Genomic DNA, 19,134 nt, shown 5'->3' on the forward strand with positions numbered 1-19,134 from the left:
GTGCAGGGAAACTTGCAAGCACGGTTCTTAGGGGGGAAGGGGACAGCAATGTCCCTGCCCTACCCGACTATTGGAGTTCAAGAATGGGTAAAAACCCGGAAATGCCGTCTAGAGTGGCAACGCTCCTGAAAAAGCAAAAAGGGAAATGCACCCACTGCGGTTTGTTCTTCCGTGAAGATGATGTAATGGAAGTTGACCATATCATCCCCAAATCGAAAGGTAAAAAGGATGAGTATAAAAATCTTCAACTTCTACATAGACATTGCCATGATATAAAGACAGCCAATGATGGCAGTTCTGGCAGCAAATCCGACTGCAACAGTGTCGAGCCTAAACCCACCAAAAGACTTGAAAGAGTCGAGGATAAATGGGTAATGAGGTATGCGTAACAAGCACCAAATCATTGAGGAGCCGTGTGAAATTAAAGTTTCATGCACGGTTTTGAAGACCAACGGGGTTGGTGACAGTCTCGTTGAGTTTAATGGTGACACGCGGTACACAGAGCGATTAAGTTTTCAGGGCGGTTGTCCTCCGGTATCCGATTGCGATGGTGCACCGCCAAAGTTAAAGCACATCGTTCCGATTTGGTTAAACCGCTTTGTTTGCCCGGTCGGAGGCATTGTTGATGGCACTTTGTACAACGCCACCCCGCGTTTTCTTTCACCGAGAGCGCAATCTCTTGCCAATTGTCGGGATACCTCTTGGGTTTAGGCATAGCGGTAAAAGCTCATCTTTCTAAAATATGGCGATCGCTTTTGTTGCCATTACTTAGAATACCGCCTCATCCGGGCATAAAAGCGATCGCGCAACGGCTGATTTACTTATCCGACACAATCAAGGTAGAGGAAGCCGATCGCCCAAATTCTTCGGGAGCGTATTGTAAATGAGCTTCCGCACCCGGCCAGAGATAGGTTCCGGGGGTGACAGAACGGACGAGGTAGTGGAGGCTGTAGGCTCCGGGTTCGAGGCGATCGCTATAGGTGACAACGCGATCGCGATACATCGTTTTATACCCAATTTGCCAGCTATCACCTTGAGCTTCCACCGCCTTTGTAGAAGTTTGGAAACTGTTATCAATTGCCTCTAAACCAGCAGGTAGCTGGTCAGTAATTACCACATGATCTACAGGGCGATCTGCGATAATTTCCAAAGCAATATCAAACACTTGTCCAACTCCCAAAGTCAGCGGTTGAGGAATAGAAAATTGCTGTTTTCCTAACACTTTGTCTTCCCCAGCAGGTCGGATTTCTCGCAATACTCGCAACCCATTTAAACGTCCCGGTTGATTACCCTGCAAACGATAACCATAATTGACGAGATAGTGCAGCGTACCTTGACCAGATTTTTGAATAATTAAATCACCATTTCGCGGCAACAGATCTGTTGCTATAGTGATAAACAGACTGGGATTGCGGTAGCCGTCAAACTGAATCGAATCTAACTGTTTACCAGCCAGTTTTACAGTAGCACTAAACTTAGGCGGTGTCGGCTGAGTCTTGCTGTAGTCAGCTAAAGCTGCGAGTGCTTCTGCGTTGTCATAAGTGCTTTGCCAAGTGCCATGTCGCCGCAGATTTAGGAGACTTTGCAATAAGCGATCGATATCTTCTGCCTTGCTTTTTTGAGCGATAAATAGTCGCAAGGCTTGAGATTGAATAGCGGTAGGAGATGCTATCCAGCTTACATTTTGAGGTAGATTAACCCTAGCTGTACGACCAGTGATATAGATGTTTTTTTGCAACTCGTTAGTCAGCAATTTAGACTCATCTTGCCAGTCTTTGAACTGCGATAAATAACGGGCTAGCTCAATTTGAGTGACTAGATTATATTCACTTCGCTGCTGATAGATATCTGCGAGAAAGTCATTGCGTTTTTCGCCTAATTCTGCTAAGGCAATCAGAGATGATAACCTTATCTGATTCTTGCAAATTTGCTTTTGACAAAACTCATATTCTCCGGGGTCAGCAAGAGTTTTCTTCAAGTAGTCTGTCAGGCGAGACAGCATCCCAGCATTGACTGTATTGGCAAAAGCCTTAGATGCAGAGGCGATCGCATTCGCTGCATAGGGAGTCACAAACGGGTCAGATTGTTCTTGTCCGGGATAGGAAGCAAAACCGCCATCGGGACGCTGAAGTTTTTGCAGTCGTTCAAGTGCGCTCGCAGCTTCTTTACTAGGATTAAAACCTTTCAAACTCTGAGCGTATTGTTGAGCAAGAGTTTGCAAATTGGCTGCAATTAATAACTGACTAGCCGCAGGTTCCAAAAATGGTAATTGTTCATCCTGCAAAACCTGTTTCGCCGGTGCCACAATTTCCGGTATCAATGTACTAGCTAGAGAAATCTCCAAACCGCCGACATCAGACACGACATTTTTATCAATCTTCAGCGAAATTTTTACCTGATTTGCAGTTGTTCCCGTTTCTACAACGTTTTCTGTAACTTCTAAAGGTTTTACCTCTAAAGGCACTTCAAACGCATCCACGTTGCCATTTAATTGTGTAGCAAATTGAACTTTAGCATCACCAGCACTACCCGCAATAAAGGGAAAACGGTAAGCACGAGTACCCGACTCAGCCTGAGTTTTTAGATTCGCCGCTGCTGGATTATTGCCTTCAAATTTTACGGCACCGGCTACTTGACCGTTAATTGTCAGATTGCCTTTTTGCTGAGTATTGTTAGTCACAGATAAGCCAGCTTTTATGCGATCGCCTGGACGCGCAAACTGCGGCAAAATTGGATGAGAAATCAGCGATTTAGTGGTAATAAATGTCGCCTCTCCCTTGCCGAAATCTAAATTGCCGTCAGTAGCAACAGCCATCACTCGCCAAGTTGTCAAATCATCAGGGAGTTTAAATTTAACACTCGCTTTTCCATTAGCATCTGTAATAACAGAACCATTGTAATAAGCCAAAGCTTGAAAATCTTTGCGGACGCGAGTATTTGCTGTACCTGTTGAAAAGCCACCGCCATAACCCCAACCTTTTGCCAGTGGAGAGGTCATATTTTCTAATACTACATTCGGTCGATTATCACTGAAACGGGTAGAAATTGACTGTTCAGCATAGACAGTTTTTACCAAATCGGGCGGGCGATATCCAGTTAGTTGCAGCACGGCTTCATTGACAACCATAACTGTAAATTGTCCCTTGATTGGTTTCCCCTGATTGTCCTGCAATTTCAGTTGTACCGTTTCCTCTGCACCGGGTTGTAATTCTGTTTGCTGGGGAGTGACTTGGACTTTCAAATATTTAGCATCTAAACTGGTTTGAAAAGGAGCAAAGCCAATTTTTACCAGATTTTCCAGACTTCCAGGTTCCAACTCTTTTAAACTCTTGCCTTGACGGACTAGGACAGCTTCTACCGCTGCATTGGGCAACATTTCTGGCGTTACTTGAAACTGGATTTGAGGAGCACCACCCTTAACTTTAGTGACAGTTTGGTAGAGAGTTCTATCGCGTACAACTGCAAAGTATAACTCTGCTTCTGGATAAGGCGATTGAATTAAAGCTGTTGCCGTTTCACCTGGTTGATAGTTTTTCTTATCGAGTTTGACTTCCAGGCGATTATTATCGTATCTGTTACCCCAGCTTACGAGGTTTTCGCCTGTTGCCCAAATCTGCAAATCAGTGGCAGTTACTTCATTACTGCCATCAGCAAAATTAGCCCGAATGCGGTAAGAACCAGATTCAGGAGGATTGAGAGATACTGTTTGAGGATTGCTACCAGATTTTACCTCTGTTTTTGCTACTGTTTTGTATTCGATTTGATTGCGAGGATTGCGACTACCTTCGACTACTTGCGTGACGCTGCTGTAGTTGATTTTTTGCAGTTCAACGCGGACTTTTTGACCTTCTAGTAGTTTTCCTGTAGGATCGGTAACGATGAGTTGAATGGGTAAAGCTTTGCCTGCATCGGCAACGAAATTAGTTTGTAAACCAATTAATCGCTGGCTGGGTAGGGCAGTAAATGTTTTAGAATCGGATACAGACAGATTTGAAACATCGGAAACTTCAATATCTACCCGATAATTCATCGGATAGGGCAAATCTTTGCCGACTGTAAATGTTTGATTGCCTTTACCACTAGCATCTAAGACTGCATTTTGTTGCAGCACATCGGTGGGAACATTCGGGCTTTCTTCTGGCCAAAACCACTGCCGCCCAAAGGCAAATTCTTCCCAACCTTTGGGGGTAAATTCTGCTTGGCGGCGAGTGACATAGTATTTGGCTTTTCCACCTTCCACTGGCGAACCAAACAGATAATTACTTTGGGCATTGGCCTCAATTTTATCGTCAATCAGTGCAAATGCTTTATCAAGGTTTAAATCTACCTTAAAATTGGGTGGTTTGAATTCAGCAATCCGAAATTGACCCGAAATTTCCGCTCCGCTTGTCCCTTTAGCTAGAATGGAATAATAGCCTAAAGGTTGATTGCTTTCGATGGGCAATTCTAGGGAAAATGTGCCGAATTTATTAGTGGTCTGAGTTCCTAAATCAGTTGTAGTGCCGCTTGGAGTTTGCAGCTTAACTGTATAGCTAGCATTTTTATCCTGCTTGATAACTCCATTTTGGAGATAGTAGGCAGTTCCCGTAAACCAAGCTTTTTCCCCTGGTTGATAAAGTTGTCTGTCTGAGAAGATTGTACCGCGTGATTGTGGCTTATTACTGTTCCAAGTATCTCCCTCAATGCCGTAGCCATAAGCACCGCTATATTCTTCTGTTCTGGCAAATGCCCAGTCTTTATTTTCGCGGGCAATCACTAATAATTTTGGTGCTTTTTCAAAGCCGCCTGCTTGAGATTGAATACACTTCTCTAAATTCTCACGGTTTAGCAGTAATGCACCGTTATTGTCAGTTTTACCTGTTGCACAAGGAGTAGGTTTAGGGCTAGATTTTGCCTCTAATTGGGATTCATAAATCTCGACTGATGCTGCTACTGGGGAACCGTCATCAAGATGATGTACTCGAATCAAACCTGACTCTGGGAACCACTGGGCAAATACTCCCAAATTAGTTAACTGGACTAAGCCGTAATTGGCAGGTTCCCGCCATTGCTGTTTACCCTTTTCATCTGAGTAAAGATTCGTGCGTGCTTGAACTCCATAGGCCAGCATTCCTGTTGCCGAACCCAGTTTTTCTCGCAAGGGAACTGTTATATCATTTGTCTGATTTTTCTTGCCTGAAACTCGAAAAGTTTGCCACTCAGAAGGATTGGAAAGTAAATCATTTTCCCCCCCTCTGGGATATGCGTCAGCATTATAAACTAAATCAGTAGGTTGAACGACTTTATAAGCTGCTTTGTACTGGGATTCTGGCAAATTTACTGTGGAAATATTCAGTTGTAAGTCTTTACCTGCTGGAAAAATATTTAACCCTGTTGGTGTCGAAATTTCGCCAGAAACATCGCCTGTTTCATACAGCAATGTGACGGGTTTCCCCAAAGTTTGACCGAATTTATCTTTGAGGTTAGCACCAACAGTAATAGTATATTGTTTGGCTGGTTCTAAACTCCAAGGGTTGAGACTAACCAAGGATTCATTGTCATAAGCTTGAACAAGTGTAGGATGTTTTTTTTTAGGTGGGGGATTAACGGTGATATTTTCCTGCGCTGAATCGGCGATAATACCGTTATTAAATTGTAACTGACCGCTGCCTTTCACGAACCGCCCATAAGCACCGCCAGCATTGGGTTGCCCAAAAAAGTTAATAGCTTTAAATGCTAAGGGGGAATAAGTTTCTACCTGACTGGCGAATGCTGTTTCGCTGGGGAGATTACCGTGAAGTGGTAGCAAGCCAGAGTCAAATTGTAGGCGGTACTGAGGGGCTTTTTCTAGTGTTTGTTGGGGAAGTATGGTATAATTAAAAGCGCGAACAGATGGCTCGAAGTTTTCTTCTGGAGTTTGCCGATTTTCTGATTTTGCCTCTGCTTTTTCTAACTCTATTTTAAGTGGCACAGTTTTTGTCTGTCCCTCTGGCATTAGTTTTAAATGCTCTTGCACTGAAGCTAAATCTAATTCTACATTTGATGTAAATTTCAGGGTGGGCTTTAACTCAATGGGTTGGAATTCTGAATTCTCTGTCTTAGAAGTTGGTAAATTTGACAGTTGGATGGGTTCTGTGTTAAATGTCCAAGCTAAATCTTTGTCGAGGCGGTGATTTTTTAAATCGGTTAAACCTGCTTTGATGGCAATTTGAATGCGAGTAGCTTTGGGTAATGCTTGTTCGGGTTGAAATCCCACCATGCGCGGGGTTAAAAAACGAAATTTACCGGGGATAGTAGGTTGAATTTCAAATACTTTTAGTTGACTTTGCTGTTCGGAACTATCAAGGCTTGCAACTGGAATTAATGCTTCTTTAAACCGAATGCGAATTTGGTTGAGAGGTTCAGCTTTTCCAGTAGGGCTAATTTCTTCAATCCAGTCTACCAGTTGCGGAGCAATTAGGGGAGCAACTGAGGGAAGTGCCTCAATTTTTGAGGATTTATTAGCGACTCCACAGGTAGTTATTGCCAGTACGAGCGTGAAGACAAGTACCGCACCGATCCATTTTTTTAATTTCATAATAACGTCTCAATAAAGCGAGGGGCATGGTCAGCACAGCTTGCAAGATTACTCTTACAAGCTCAGTCTATGAGAGGACTGAGTTACTGACAAGTGATATCTCTTTTACGGATACTTGATCTACAGTTGACGCGCTAGAATTTCCAGATAAATTTATTAATTTTTTAACTCAACCACAGCCAGGAGGATATAGCCTTTCTCACAAAGATGAGGTAGACGAGATTCTCTGAATATCGGGACTTTCAAGCCTTATTACATTAGCCCTGGACGCAATTGTCACAATTGGTAAGGTGCGTCAGTTCCCGAAACTCTGAATCATCGTTCAAAAAATGCACAGCCACACACCCTACAGTTTAACTTTCGTATGCCAGTTGCGTAAGCCCTGTACAGACCTCATGTACCTGAGAAAGGCTAAGTAAGTCGGCGCTTTAAAACGCAACTATGTAAACGATGTAAAGTGTCCAAATGCTCTCTACTGGCTGACTTAAGCCTATTTACATACTGTTACATTATTCGGTTTAATCCCGCCTACCTACTTATATTAATCATTAAAGTTAACAATTTTATGAGGGTAAGGATTTTGTATTGTTTCTTAATGAGGTGGCAACCCGGTAGTTTCTGGAAACAAGTATCTTGGGGTTGTAGTCTTTTGTGAATCCGGTAGATGCGTTTCTCGATCGGAAATATAGCCTTTATTACTTATTAACGATCGCACATCATGTTACTGAGAAAGGCTATAGATTAAACCTTTGTTGGCTGAGGGATTAATTGATGAGGATATTGAGGCTGTGGCTGATTAAAATTATCCAAAAAATTTGGCCCAAATATAGAAACCCGAAATTTCGTCTATTTTTGGTGTTAGTATTAATTTGCCTAATTGTGCGATCGCTTCCTTATCTCGCACCTATCCGTACTGCTGACATCGCCCAGGAGCAGTCGGCGATCGAATTTAGCGATCGCAACGGACTCCCCCTGGGCACTATTCTCACTCGCGACCAAGAACATACCGCCACAGTACCCTTAAATCAAGTTTCTTCTCACTTTTTGCGAGCAATTATCGCTGCTGAGGACAGCCAATTTTATCAACATGGTGCCACAGATGCGATTGCTATCGCGCGAGCGCTCCTCGAAGCTGCACAAGCCAAACATTTAGTCAGCGGTGCTTCCACCATCACCATGCAGTTAGCACGGATGCTAGAGCCCGCACCTCGCACATTACCTAACAAAGTGCGGGAACTTTGGCTATCTTGGCGGATTTTCGCCGGCATGAATAGAGACGAAATTCTCGAATCTTACATCAACAGATTGCCAATGAGCGGCAATATTTACGGCGTAGAAGCCGCTTCTCGCACCTATTTTGGCATTTCTGCCGCTGATATCAATCTTGCTCAAGCCAGCCTTTTAGCAGCCATTCCTAACGATCCAAATAATCTCAATCCTTACTACCGTTGGCAATCTTTAAAAAAACGGCAAACTTACGTACTCGATCGCATGGTCAAAGACAAATATATCACGCGCTCGCAGGCAGAAAGAGCCTTAACTGAAGAAATTTTACTCGCACCAGTCAAGCAGAGAATTATTGCCGCACCTCACTTTTTATTCTGGCTTTCCAATCAATTACCTAAGCAGCATCCGTCTCATATTCGCACCACGATCGATCGTTCTTTACAGCAGTTTGTTGAAGCACAAGTGCAGCAAGTCGTCAATTCTTTATCTCCCCATAATGTCCATAATGCCGCAGCTTTAGTTATCAATAATCATACTGGGGAAATTTTAGCTTATGTCGGTTCTCCTGATTATTTTAATCAAACAGAAATAGGTCGGAATGACGGAGTGCAAGCCTTACGTCAGCCTGGTTCTACTCTTAAACCTTTCTTGTATGAATTAGCCTTAGAAAAACGTGCCATTAGAGCCAATACGATTTTGGCAGATGTGCCGACTTATTATGCCATTCCTGGTGCCAAACTTTATAGCCCTACTAATTATAACGATCGAACATTTTTAGGACCAGTGCGAGTGCGAATAGCTTTGGCAAATTCTCTCAATATTCCAGCAGTAAGGGTATTAGAAAAAGTGGGAGTATCTAATTTTCTCAATCGCTTGCATGAATTGGAATTTGAGCATTTGACTCAAACTCCAGAATACTATGGTTTGGGGTTAGTTCTAGGTAGCGGTGAAGTCAGTTTATTCGAGTTAGCTAGGGCTTATGTGACTTTGGCGAGACAAGGAGAATTCACACCACTTGTTAGTACATTTAATGCTGCCAAAACTTCTAATTCTCAACCTGTAATCCAGCGAAAAATATCTGCCTTAATTACTAATATGTTAAGCGATGCTCACGCCCGCGCTCAAGAGTTTGGGGTTGAGTCTGTGCTGGCTTTACCATTTCCTACGGCCGTAAAAACTGGAACTTCTTCTGATTTTCGGGATACTTGGACGGTGGGTTTTACTACTGATTATACTGTTGCTACTTGGGTCGGAAATTTTAATGGCGATCGCATGAAAAAAGTCTCTGGAGTTATGGGTGCTGCACCCCTCTGGAATCACATTATGCTACACTTACACGAACATCAAGAACCTGCGACTTTTCCGACCTTGAAAGGGTTAGTACAGCGTCCTATTTGTGCTATTTCTGGGTGGCGACCTAAACCTGATTGTCCGTCAGTTGTGCAAGAATATTTTGATACTGAAGATATTAGTAAGTACGAAACTGAGTCGGGGAGTTTAACGTTATCTGAAGAGTATAACGGCTGGTTAGCAAAGCAGAGTAACTCTAGTTTGAGTAACAGTAATTTTAAAATAGTCTTTCCTCAAAATGATGATTATTTTCTGATGAACCAGAATGAGACTTCACGGCTGGAGTTTAAAATTTTGGGAGTAAATACTACTCTTATTGAGTGGTGGTTGAATGGTAAGAAGTTAGCCACGCAGTCGTCTAATTCGCTATTCTGGCATCTGAAACCTGGAGAGTGGAATTTGCAAGCTAAATCAGGTAAAATGGTTGATACCGTGAGGTTTTATGTGCAGGTTGCCAACAATAAATCCCTGCGGAGTGGCTTTTCGTTTGTTGGCAATTCAACCTCTTTACCGACTGGCAAATAGAATTAAAAGAGATTGGTAACAAGTTAAGCTAAGAAAGTATTTCTCAATCAGCAATTATGTTCAACATTTACTCGGATTTTGGGCAGAAAACTGAGATTTGGGCGATCGAGGAATCTGGCCTCCCATGATATTTATACCTACTCCCTCTCAAATCGTGAATTTTTCACTCCTAAAAAAGCAGTTTTTTTGAGTAATATTACTGATTGACAAATGCAATTAAGTCTTAACTTGTCACCAATGATTAAAAGGAGACTTTTACTTCAGTAGTTCGGAAGACAATCCTACATAGTCGTTCGCTAAACTAGCGTAGTAGTTGTAGGAGCGATCGCATTTGTGCTCAGTTAATCCCTTGTCAATTGGCTAATTTTAGCCTAATCAGATTCTGATAGCCTATTGAATCGAAGAAACCAACGATGAAAAAGTTAATGCCCTTACTACTGGGTGCCGTATTACTCAGTAGCACTGTTGCTTGTCATAAGTTAAGCGAGCAGATCGCCAACACTTCTGCTCCGGCTAATAATCGCCCAAATGCTGTAGCTGACAGAAGCAGCCCTACGTCCAGTCAGCTTAAAACTCAGCCAGCGGCCGTCCCTGCGGCAACTAATTTTGATACCGTTCTCCAACAAGATTTGTCCGCAGGTAAAAACCGCGACAACGAGCGTTTTACTCTGCGAGTTAAAGGAGGCAATAAAACGCTTAAAGATGCCGTGATCCACGGACATCTGGAAGATGTCGTTAAAGCAGCTAAGGGCAAAAAATCGAGTTTGCATCTAATTTTTGATGACATTCAACTCGCAGATGGCTCAGCTTATCCCATTGATGTTACTGAGCGTGAATACTCAGGTAGAAACAAAAACCAAAGGCAAGTTTGTTCAGAATGCTGGCATTATTTTAGCTGGAGCAGCAGCCGGTCATTTCCTCGGCAATCAAGCTAAATTTAAGCATGGTGCTGTAGCTGGGGGTGCAGCAACAGCGGCTTATGTCTTGTCTAGTCCTGGTGGTGAAGTTGTCCTTAAAAAAGGAACCAATGTTAAGCTGAAACTTAAAACGCCTCTCGATACGAGTCCATAATAAATTGTGCTTTTTTAGACTGCATGGATGCAGAGAACGGAGGCGATTGAGTACCAATCGAAGGATCTCGCTCGTACAGAATAATTTGCCTCCGTTGAAGGTAACAGTAGAACAGATTTTACAGGAGTTGCTAGATACGTGAGTTCAGGACTATCAAACCTTCGCGTTCCTGGCAGCAGCGTTCCCCCCAGAGTTTCTGATGACCGTAAAAGCGCCCCCCGTGGTCTAATCACTCCAAGCGTCTTTATTCGCCACAGAATTGGGTGGAACGGAGGACTGAGGGACTTCAATGCCTGGACTCACGATTGGGTATTCTGCTCGCGAAGTGCACATCGACTGCATTTACTAAAAGCCGGCCTTATAAGCGTTACTGAATTCGCTGCGGGTTCAGGACACCTATAAGGCCGGCTTTTCTAAAGCTTCCCCAAATAAAGAATACCGAGAGCAACTGTAGCTCCCGGTATCAGCTTTTCCAGTTCCGTTGTTGTTAAGTAAATCCAATCAGGCTCAATGAAAGGAAAATTTGCCTCACTCAATTAAGCACAGCTTTCTGCGTACTGAGTTACCCACTAAACACGCTTGCCCCATCGTTATTGGTTAGCCTGTTCCAAAGCGGGATTTGTTGAAGCTCCAGCAATTTCTGCTAAATTAATCTTGACAACTTTATTGCGAGCTTCAGTCACTTTGGGCAGAGTTAGCGTTAGAATGCCATCTTTGCATTCAGCTTGCACAGAGTCATTTTGAATGTGTGCGGGCAAGGGTAGTACCCGGTGGAATTTGCCATAGCGGAATTCAGAACGGACGCAGCCAGATTTCTCGTTTGTGTTTTCGTAGCGGCGTTCGCCAGAGATAGAAATTGCTTCGCGAGTGACTTGAACGTCAATGTCTTTGGGGTCAATTCCAGGCAGTTGCGCTTTTAATACGAAGCTGTCCCCAGCATCAGCCAATTCTAGAGCGGGCATCCAAGCGGCTTCTGAGTTATCTCTTGCTGTTGCCCGTTGGTCAAAAACTTTATCGAGTTGTTGGCGGATGGTTTCAATTTCCGTGAAGGGTTGCCAGTAGCGCATCAACATAATCTGTCACCTCAAAGATTGGTAAAGCTCTATAAGTTTGTTTGGTTGAAGCTCGTTGCTTACAGTTATTATGATGCCGCTTTCTAAGTGGAGTAACAGTCAGGAGAACCCTACTTTATTGGTCGTATTTGCCAGAATTAAGTGAAAGAACCAGAAATAATTGGGATTGAAGAAAACCGTACAAAGCTATTGCTAGAAACCGAAAATGCTGTGTCAACGCCATGATGAGCTTGCCGAGCGAACTCTGCTGGCGTGCGAGCTCACCCGCTGGTGCTGGCCGTTTTAGGTCGCAGAACTTCAACATTCAGCTCTAGTTTTTCTCCCAGCCACAAAGAATGTGTTGTATGATCTGCCACATCATCTCCTGTTTCGGGATGGACGAGAATATTTAGTTCCTCGCGGTGGAGCATCAACCAGGGAACGACTGTGCCAAACTGTTCCGGTAAAAAGGCAACTTGATACATCGCTTGGGGGTGGGGGCCTATGGGTTTATCGTGCCAGCGCCCTAGCTGCACCTCAAACTGAGCCAATCCTTCGCGTACACGCGCAGCAGCATCGCGGCTATCACTCTCAAAGTAAATATGCGCGTGAAAACCAACAATTTCAATGGTGTCTGCTTTCATGATTTTCAGTGGGGTATTATGGGGAGGTTCATTGCAGCCAAATCCAACAAAGAAGTATACCTTAGCTTATTAATTTTACCGAAGAGTAAACATTACTCTTTCACAATAGCGCCTATTTCAGGGTGAACCAATGACTCAAGAAAACAACTGGTTTGAGACAGCACGATTGGGAATGTTTGTTCACTGGAGTCACAGCAGCCAGTGCGGGTACGAAGTATCTTGGCCGTTGGTGGGAGGCGTCTTTAGCTTGCCGTACTGCCAAGATGTTCCGGTAGCGGACTATCACCGCACCGCCCAAACTTTCAATCCGACTGAATACGACCCTCAAACTTGGGCGCATTTAGCGAAACGCTTGGGGATGCAGTACGTGATTTTGACGGCTAAACATCATGATGGGTTTTCCTTATTTCATACCCAGCAATCCGACTTTTCTATCGAGTATGCACCGTACAAAAAAGATATTGTTCGAGAATTTGTAGAGGCGATGCGGGCGGAGGGTTTGCGAATTGGGTTGTATTTTTCCTTGATTGACTGGCATCACCCTGACTACCCGGCTTTTACAGAAGCCGACAAACCGTATCAGTTTGGGAAATTTCGACAGCCAACGAGTCGAGCGTGGGAGCGCTACCTAGAATTTATGTTTGCTCAAGTCAAAGAATTGTTGAGCAACTACGGAAAGATTGACTTGCTTTGGTTTGATGGCGGTTGGGAGCGAAAGCCAGAGGAATGGCAAGCTAGACAGCTACATGAAATGATTCGCTCGCTGCAACCGCATTTGCTAATCAACGATCGCCTCCCTGGATTTGGAGACTTCGATACCTGCGAGCAATTCATTCCTCCCCAACCGCCTCAACGTACTTGGGAAGCTTGCCTAACTTTGAATGAAAGCTGGGGTTACAACCCGAAGGACACCCAATTCAAGTCAGCTCGCCAACTTATTCATACCCTCTGTGAAGTTGCAGGTAAAGGTGGCAATCTGCTGTTGAATGTCAGTCCTACGGGCAACGGGCAGATTCAATCCGAACAATTGGATTTGTTGCAATTTGTAGAAGCATGGATGGCTGTTCATGCCCAGAGCATTGTAGGAACACAGCCTGGACTGGAACCTTGGCAATTCTACGGCCCTTCTACTCGGCGAGGCAATCGCTTTTACTTATTCTTGCTGATGAAGCCCTACGAGTCAGTAACAGTAAGAGGTGTACCCATTAAACGGATTCAAGCCGTTTCTAAAGTCGCTGGAGGGGAATCATTACAATACTCAACTCGCTGTGCGATTGTCGATTCTATGTTAAGTGCCGATCCTCTTGGGGAGCTAACGATTCAAGTGCCTGAACAAGCTCTCAATCCCTATGCTACGGTGATTGCAGTTGATATTGCTCCAGCCAACGATACAATCGGCAAGATTTGACCAGTTTCGCGATCGCACTTCTTCACTTCCTACCCCCGTCGCTTTTGGCATCCAACTCAATATCACGCTCGCACTTTGGGTGTCCTCTCGTACCAACCCCGCAGCACGACCTTGATATTGGGACACGAGAAATAATTAAGTAGCTAGACAAAATTAATTACATAGTTTTCTCCAAATTCTTTCAGGATTTTTTCCACAGAGGTAACAAAAGTACCCCAATTCTTGTAAGCAGATATCTCAATCCATTCATACTTAATAAACCGCCATAAAATTTCAATTAAATTTAATTCTGGAGAGTAAGAAGGCAACTCAAAGAGAGTAATATTACGTTGTTTCCACTCTTCAAGTTTGTCAACAATAGCATCACTGGTATGAATAGAAGCTTGATCAGTGACAATCACCGTTGGCTTATCTACGGTGGGAAAAAAAGCATCAATACAGGCAATAACCACATCTGAATTAATACTTTGATATGAAATATAAGTTTCAAGATGGTTATTTCGATTCATAATTCCTAGTACATTTATTCGCTGACTACGACGACTAGGAATTGTTAAATATTCTCCGATTTCCTGCCAGCCATAGGGGACACAAGGAATCAAACAAAATCCCGTTTCATCCAAGTAATATAAATCAATTTTACCCTGTTCATCCAATTGCTTTAATTCTTCTAATTGCGCCTTTTTCTCTTGATATTCCTGGGCTGGAGGCGTTCCCGCCACTCCTTTTCGCATACGATGCCAACTCATGTTTAGAGTTTTTAGTATTCTTTTAATTGTTTTTGTACTGGGAGTTATGCCCCAGGTCTCTTGAACTTTTTGGCTAACATTTTTTAATTGCCTTGGTTCTTGTTTAGCCCACTCTTTAATTTGGGCTTTCTGCGAAGAGTTAAATAGTGGCTTAGAACCTCTTCCTGGTTTATTATAAAGTCCTATCATTCCCTCTAATTCCCACCGATTGAACCAGTTATAGAGGGTCTTATAACTTATGCTGAAAATATTCATTAACTCTCCTTTTTTTACTCCTTGCGAAGCTAATATGAGGCAATGTGCTCGTTGACGTACCTGATGATGTCGGCTTTGGCGATAAATTCGCTGTAACAATTTAGACGAAAGATGGTTTATTTCTCTGATAAACATCATAGGAAACTGTAATTAACTCATAATTTTGCCGGAAATATCATTCTACTATGTATTTGTGTAATTAATTCTGTCTGACTACTTAGTTAGGCAAACCGATGCAATGGGGGTTCGAGTTGCGTTCATATAAAGTGTAGTGACCGCACTCTTTGAGATTGGGGGCATAGGGGGCGTGTTGGGTTTGGTTCGGTTTCTCCCAAAATTGGCGTATCGGTGGCGATCGGTAACAAGTTTGGTAATAAATTGGTCATGGTGAGAATAGAACTTGCTAAGCCTGACACTCCGCTTATTTCCGAATATTAACCGTGGATAAAAACTTGAAAACTTTGTCTGTTTTCCTACCGATTCTAGCACTGGGCATGGTTGCCACACCTGCACGCGCAGGGAGAATTGAGGGAGCATCTGTTTCCTGTTGGTTGCTTCGCCAAGACAAGGTAGAACTTAAGCAAACTTGTATCTATGAGTCGGTTTCTTGGGCTGGAGGTGGAGGAAGGACTTTGCGCTGGGAAGATGGCGGGCAAACAAAAATGACGTGGGGATTACAAGGGCGTGGAGAAAGACCTTGCGGCGAGGATAGCATGAGCATAGATGGTGTCTGCGGTGTGGTATATTTCCGCCATCCCACCACCTTACAGCGGATTTCTGAAGAAGAGAGCTACAAGCGCGCCATAAACCGCCAACTGGCCGTGACCTGTGTCCAAGTACAAGATAAATCAATCGGCTGGCTATTTAGATGAAATTAATCACAAAGAGAAGTCTTAAAGTTACATTCGCCGAAGTATCAACAATATATCAAATCTCATACCAAGTTGCGTTCAGACGTACAATCATGAGTGATACCAAGTTGGGGTATAAACCCTAATTCCATGAATAAGAAAAACTTTTTGCTGGTACTCTGTCTGTTGCTACCTTGCCTAGTCATAGGCTGCAAGCAGCCACAAACATCTCAACAAACATCAAGTCCGTTTGCCGCCACACAAACCACCATCCCAGGTTGGAAAAAGTTTGAGGGACGCGGTGCCCAATTGCAGTTACCGGAGAATTATAGTGGCGGAGATCTCAGCAAAAATCTGGACGTGGTGGTTCAAGAGTTGGAATCTTGGGGACCCTACTATCAGCAGGTAGCTCAGTCTCTCAAACAGAATCCATCCGCATACGCCATTTGGGCTCATGACTCGAAGGTGGGTAAAGCCGGTTTTCTGACTAATGTTGCTATTGCTGTAGAGTCAGTTGGATCTACAGTGACGACAGATACATACTTGGATATGATTACCAAACAATTACCTAGCGAAATTCGTGTCGTGGAGCAGAAGAAGGTATCGCTTGGCGGCTATCAGGCAGGTCAGATTGGGACAGAAACAATAATTCCGAATGGAACATCTGTCAAACAGATAGTCTACACGATTAAGCAGGGAAGCAATATGTGGACTGTTGCATTTACTACCAGTGCTGAGGAATTTGAACAGCGCTTGCCCTCGTTTCAACAAAGTATTAACACGTTTTCAGTGAGCGATTAACTAGACTTTTTTTACAGCGAACATTGTAGGTCTGTTGTATGATCAGATGGGGTGCTTTATGGTAGTAAATTATTCAGTCTTTGCACGATTATACTTTTTGTTTCCGAGCGAAAAGGTGTTTCATAATTACCTAAAGTTTCTTAGCGATAGTTGCTGAATTAACACTTGTAACTGTACTGCAATTAATTATGTTTGTAAGTGCGAGCGCACTTATCTAACCCGCTGCTCTCTCGATTTTAACTCACATTCTCGAACACTCCTGCCGCCGAGCATCTCCACCTCAACATCGCTCAGCATTTTGGGTTTCATCTCATACAAATCATCCAGCACCGCCTTGACGTCCGGAAAAGCAAAATACTCTGTCAGTTTCCCAATGCGATAATTAAACGCTTTGTATCGGTGTTTGAAGTACAGTTCCACATTCCCCCGGTGTTCCCACAATCCCAGCAAATTGACAGCCACATCCGAGTAATGCGCTCTCACATCCCGCTGCACCTCGGCGATTCGTTCTTCAATTGATCGAGTAGTAATGCCAATTTTGTAGAACGTTTGACCGTCCACTTTTACCTCCAGAAAATAGAGCGAATTCACCAGAATCCGACGAAGCTGTGCTCGATAAATCAGCAAATCAGCCCGCCGTTCTTCTAAACAAGATAACCCCGCAGATAAAGCAATCTCTACAGAGCCTTCCAACGAAGCCAGCTCCGACAGCAGCAGGGGTTCCTGGACTCGGTTGAACAGCGCCAGGGGAAGTGCACCCACTGGGATTTTACCGAGGTTAGTAAATTGATAAGAACGATCGCCCGACGACTCCAGCAATCCCTTCAACTGCCAACGAAAGTTTACCAAGTCTTTAGGAATCGATCGCTTTTGGGCTCCGTACTCTTTCCACAGCACCTTCAACTGTTCCAATTCCTCACCCTTGAGTTCGATGTTGAAATGCTCGTAGAGGGGCAGCGAGGGAAACGCTTTGGTTTTAATCCGCTGTGACACGGGCTTGCAAGTCTCCCCGGTGTGCGCGAAGTGGTGCTCTTTCACCGAACCTTTTTTTGCTGTCAATCCGCCACCGCAGTAGAGACAAGCAAGGTTAGTTTTTCCACGCGCAACATCATCAATGCCCGTCAGTTCGCCACTGAGAGCAACACCAAATTTAAGCCACATTGTCTGTCAATTCTCCTTTGAGCCGGTTTCGTAGATGCACCTGCTCCACATGACCAACGATTTTAACAAATCCAGGGGTGAGGGCTTCTGCCGATCGAAAGAAAGCGATCGGCATTCGATGCTCTTGATGCGCGAGTGTCAATCCAAAATCTAAAATCTAAAATCTAAAATCTAAAATCTAAAATTGCTCGTCACCAGTCGGGAATTTCTTGGGCCGAGGAGTCTGCTTGGCCTTGTGACAGTTGGTGAGGGGGCAACGGATTTTCAGGCGTTGGGGGTGCTATATCAGGATATGGGTGTATCCTCATTGCCTGTGAGTGCAACACGGGTAATCTGCTTGGATAGCAACTGGCCCAATATCGACGCTCATAGTGAAGAAAATCCACTCACTGAGGTTAAACCTAGTAACTTGGCTTATGTGATTTACACTTCTGGGTCTACCGGAAAGCCAAAAGGAGTGATGATTGAACATCGGTCTATTGTCAATTTTACCTCGTCTGCTATAGCGATATACAACATTACACAGTCAGACCGTGTTCTCCAGTTTGCTTCCATTGCCTTTGATGCGGCGGTGATGGAAATTTTCCCTTGCTTGAGTGCAGGCGGAACACTGGTTCTACGGACAGACGATATGCTAGTGTCTGGCAGCAGATTTGTGCAACGATGCCACGAGTGGGGAATAACAATGATGGATTGGCCGACATCCCACTGGCATCAGGTGATGGTGGAACTGGCAGAGGCACAACAGACACTTCCAGAATCTTTGCGGGTGGTGTCTGTTGGGGGAGAAGCCGTCTTGCCAGAAACCTTAAAGCTGTGGCAACGTTGCGTGAAGGGATTGGTGAATCCTCCGCAATTGCTCAATGGCTACGGACCGACGGAAACAACAGCCGTGGCTACTTACTATGACTTGTCCGAGTTCATAGTCAAGAATCCTGCTGCTTCTTGTGTACCCATCGGCACCCCCATCGGGAATCTTACTACGTATATTCTGAACCATTACCTCCAACCAGTCCCAATTGGTGTTCCAGGGGAATTACACATTGGTGGTTTAGGTCTGGCTCGCGGTTATCTGGGTCGCCCAGATTTAACGGCAGAGAAATTCATCCCCAATCCCTTTAGCAATGAACCTGGGGCGCGCCTGTATAAAACCGGTGATCAAGTCCGCTATCGACCAGATGGAAACATTGAGTTTCTCGGTCGCATTGACCATCAAGTGAAGATTCGCGGTTTCCGTATCGAATTAGGCGAGATTGAGGCAGCGATCGCGGAGCACCCAAGCGTGCGAGAAACCGTGGTTGTGGCGCGAGAAGATGTTCCAAATCACAAATATCTGGCAGCTTATATCGTTCTTAACCAATCAGAGGCGATCACCACGAGGAACCTGCGCGGTTTTCTCAAAGAGAAACTGCCCGATTACATGATACCTGGAGCGTTCGTGATGCTAGATGCCTTACCATTAACACCTAATGGTAAAGTAGACC

13 protein-coding genes and 1 pseudogene are annotated in these 19,134 nt (G+C 44.1%); 7 read left to right on the top strand and 7 right to left on the bottom strand.

All coding sequences use genetic code 11. The features are described from left to right. Nucleotides 1-389: HNH endonuclease signature motif containing protein (locus tag QUB35_RS18040; RefSeq protein WP_333143154.1), on the top strand; the 389-nt coding region annotated here is incomplete at its 5' end. A gap of 428 nt (nucleotides 390-817) precedes the next feature. Here the strand turns inward: QUB35_RS18040 and QUB35_RS18045 are convergent. Next, nucleotides 818-6,556: an alpha-2-macroglobulin family protein gene (locus tag QUB35_RS18045; RefSeq protein ID WP_333143155.1), complete on the bottom strand. Its 5,739-nt coding sequence runs from the start codon at nucleotides 6,554-6,556 to the stop codon at nucleotides 818-820. A gap of 771 nt (nucleotides 6,557-7,327) precedes the next feature. Here QUB35_RS18045 and pbpC point away from each other — a divergent pair. Continuing rightward, complete coding sequence (gene pbpC / locus QUB35_RS18050; RefSeq protein ID WP_333143156.1) at nucleotides 7,328-9,658, top strand: penicillin-binding protein 1C; 2,331 nt, start codon at nucleotides 7,328-7,330, stop codon at nucleotides 9,656-9,658. A 479-nt stretch (nucleotides 9,659-10,137) separates the two neighbouring features. Here pbpC and QUB35_RS18055 read toward each other — a convergent pair whose 3' ends face one another. Then, complete coding sequence (locus tag QUB35_RS18055; protein ID WP_333143157.1) at nucleotides 10,138-10,428, bottom strand: hypothetical protein; 291 nt, start codon at nucleotides 10,426-10,428, stop codon at nucleotides 10,138-10,140. Nucleotides 10,429-10,438: 10 nt separating this feature from the next. On the opposite strand from QUB35_RS18055, the gene QUB35_RS18060 reads away from it, so the two are divergent. Beyond that, complete coding sequence (locus QUB35_RS18060) at nucleotides 10,439-10,729, top strand: hypothetical protein (RefSeq protein WP_333143158.1); 291 nt, start codon at nucleotides 10,439-10,441, stop codon at nucleotides 10,727-10,729. A gap of 590 nt (nucleotides 10,730-11,319) precedes the next feature. On the opposite strand, the gene QUB35_RS18065 is transcribed toward QUB35_RS18060, so the two are convergent. Both QUB35_RS18065 and QUB35_RS18070 read right to left on the bottom strand, forming a co-directional pair. Next, nucleotides 11,320-11,802 (bottom strand): Hsp20/alpha crystallin family protein, encoded by a 483-nt coding sequence (locus QUB35_RS18065; protein ID WP_333143159.1) that lies wholly within the window; start codon nucleotides 11,800-11,802, stop codon nucleotides 11,320-11,322. A 260-nt stretch (nucleotides 11,803-12,062) separates the two neighbouring features. Continuing rightward, entirely contained in the window at nucleotides 12,063-12,425 is a 363-nt protein-coding gene (locus QUB35_RS18070) for a DOPA 4,5-dioxygenase family protein (RefSeq protein ID WP_333143160.1), read from the bottom strand. A 130-nt stretch (nucleotides 12,426-12,555) separates the two neighbouring features. On the opposite strand from QUB35_RS18070, the gene QUB35_RS18075 reads away from it, so the two are divergent. Further along, nucleotides 12,556-13,833 (top strand): alpha-L-fucosidase, encoded by a 1,278-nt coding sequence (locus tag QUB35_RS18075; RefSeq protein ID WP_333143161.1) that lies wholly within the window; start codon nucleotides 12,556-12,558, stop codon nucleotides 13,831-13,833. A 143-nt stretch (nucleotides 13,834-13,976) separates the two neighbouring features. Here QUB35_RS18075 and QUB35_RS18080 read toward each other — a convergent pair whose 3' ends face one another. Then, nucleotides 13,977-14,975: an IS630 family transposase gene (locus tag QUB35_RS18080; protein WP_333143162.1), complete on the bottom strand. Its 999-nt coding sequence runs from the start codon at nucleotides 14,973-14,975 to the stop codon at nucleotides 13,977-13,979. Nucleotides 14,976-15,298: 323 nt separating this feature from the next. Between QUB35_RS18080 and QUB35_RS18085 the strand changes: the two genes are divergently transcribed. After that, on the top strand, nucleotides 15,299-15,709 hold the full coding sequence (locus QUB35_RS18085; RefSeq protein WP_333143163.1) for a hypothetical protein: 411 nt from the start codon (nucleotides 15,299-15,301) through the stop codon (nucleotides 15,707-15,709). 129 nt (nucleotides 15,710-15,838) lie between these two features. Next, nucleotides 15,839-16,489 (top strand): hypothetical protein, encoded by a 651-nt coding sequence (locus tag QUB35_RS18090; protein ID WP_333143164.1) that lies wholly within the window; start codon nucleotides 15,839-15,841, stop codon nucleotides 16,487-16,489. Between the two features lie 210 nt (nucleotides 16,490-16,699). On the opposite strand, the gene QUB35_RS18095 is transcribed toward QUB35_RS18090, so the two are convergent. Together QUB35_RS18095 and QUB35_RS18100 are read right to left on the bottom strand one after the other, a co-directional pair. Further along, complete coding sequence (locus QUB35_RS18095; protein ID WP_333143165.1) at nucleotides 16,700-17,650, bottom strand: GIY-YIG nuclease family protein; 951 nt, start codon at nucleotides 17,648-17,650, stop codon at nucleotides 16,700-16,702. Next, on the bottom strand, nucleotides 17,640-17,765 hold the full coding sequence (locus QUB35_RS18100; protein WP_333143166.1) for a hypothetical protein: 126 nt from the start codon (nucleotides 17,763-17,765) through the stop codon (nucleotides 17,640-17,642). The genes QUB35_RS18095 and QUB35_RS18100 overlap by 11 nt, the downstream gene beginning before the upstream one ends. A gap of 177 nt (nucleotides 17,766-17,942) precedes the next feature. Here QUB35_RS18100 and QUB35_RS39195 point away from each other — a divergent pair. Next, a pseudogene (locus tag QUB35_RS39195) lies at nucleotides 17,943-19,115 on the top strand (non-ribosomal peptide synthetase); the annotation flags it as partial. Between the last annotated feature and the right edge of the window lie 19 nt (nucleotides 19,116-19,134).

It is taken from the genome of Microcoleus sp. B13-B6, from assembly GCF_036705405.1.
GTDB lineage: Bacteria > Cyanobacteriota > Cyanobacteriia > Cyanobacteriales > Microcoleaceae > Microcoleus.